Here is a 1592-nt window from a genome sequence, read left to right on the forward strand (position 1 = left end):
CTTTAAAACATGGCTTTATATCAGATAATTTAAACATTATTGAATTTAAAGTAACAAGACAAAATGAAGAAGATGATGCTATTAAAAATAAAGTCAGTTTCTTAATTGATAAAAAGAGTGGATATTTTTATATTGTTAACGACGAGTTATATGTTATCAGTATTGAAAGATTAAGAAATTACTTTTTTATAAAAAAACCTAAAAGAATGAAATATATAAATAAATTTAATGAAGAAAATCCTAAAGCATTTATAGATGAAAATAATAATAAGCTTTATATGACAGAATTATTAGAACCTTTACCATTTCTTGAGAAAATTAGTAAGTTAAAAACAGTTAAAAGTATTAAAATTAATCCTTCAAAAACAATAATTGACGATGAAAAAGATAATAATATCTTTGCTGATTTAAAACAAAATTTAGATAAAAATAATGTTGGAGAATATCAGACAGAAATTAAGCTTACCAAATTTAAAAATAAAAAACTTACTGACGAATTAAAAAATTTTATTGAATATTTAGCGAAAAGTAAAAAATATAAAGATATTGCTGTGGAAGGAAATGTAAGTAATAATTATCCTAAAAAAATCACTGAAGATTCAACAACTAGAGATTTTTATGTAAAAAATGAAGTTGATATAAAGGGGTTCCCAATAGAACAACAATTATTTCAAAATATTCAAAGCATAATTGAAGAAGAGAATCAATTGAATATTGATAACTCTCAATATAGAGGTATTAAAGGGGTAGAATTATAGAGGAATGGAGTAGTAATTATGAGTAGAAGAATAAATAATTTAGACAATACTAGTTCTAAAACAAAGAAGAGAAGTTTTTTTATACATGTAATTTTTTTAAAGATTTTAAAAAAGGATTTAATAAGTTAGATTTATTTATACTTATTATATTATTTATAATTATTCTTTGCTTCGCTTTTGAAATTATAGAATGTAATCTTGACCCAGAATTAGATGTTTTAAAAAAATTTATTCCTCTTTTGTTAACTTATTATTCAATTACTATTGGCTTTACCCTATCTTCTCTAACCTTCATGGCTGGAAATATTGAAAAATATAACGGCCAGGCTAAGAAGCTTTTTAAAAATATAATAACATTTTGTATATTTTATATTGTTCTTTCTTTAATTACTATCATAGTTTATTTAAACTTATTTCTAGTTATGCATTATTTTAATTTTAAAGGTGCGAATTATTGGGTTAAGTTATCTATATATTATTTATCGTTAATTTTACCTATAATTTCGATATATATATTTATTAAAATAACTTTAATCATTTATCTTTTCTCTCTAAATCTATCTACAAATAATAAAAAATAATTAAAAGCGTATACGAACAATTTAATAAAATGTAACTATAGAAACGTCTTGTGTTGCTGTGAGGAATGAGTTTGTGTAACCTACGGTAAGTTATATAATAAAGGATGTCGTGTTATACAACATCCTTTATTAATTGTGCTCTATAAAAATTAACTCGACTTAAGTAAAGAATAAATTTTTAATTGTTAATACTATACCTAAAATAGTAGCAATAAAAGAGAAAAAGCCTATGAGTAAGCTTTTTATGAAAGAA

The 1592-nt window shown here is 22.2% G+C and carries 1 protein-coding gene; it reads left to right on the top strand.

All coding sequences use genetic code 11. The features are described 5' to 3' along the window. Positions 1–758 (top strand): hypothetical protein (locus CD121_RS11030; RefSeq protein ID WP_126568291.1); only part of this gene is annotated, 758 nt, incomplete at its 5' end. Between the last annotated feature and the right edge of the window lie 834 nt (positions 759–1592).

It is taken from the genome of Staphylococcus pasteuri (assembly GCF_003970495.1).
Classification (GTDB): domain Bacteria; phylum Bacillota; class Bacilli; order Staphylococcales; family Staphylococcaceae; genus Staphylococcus; species Staphylococcus pasteuri.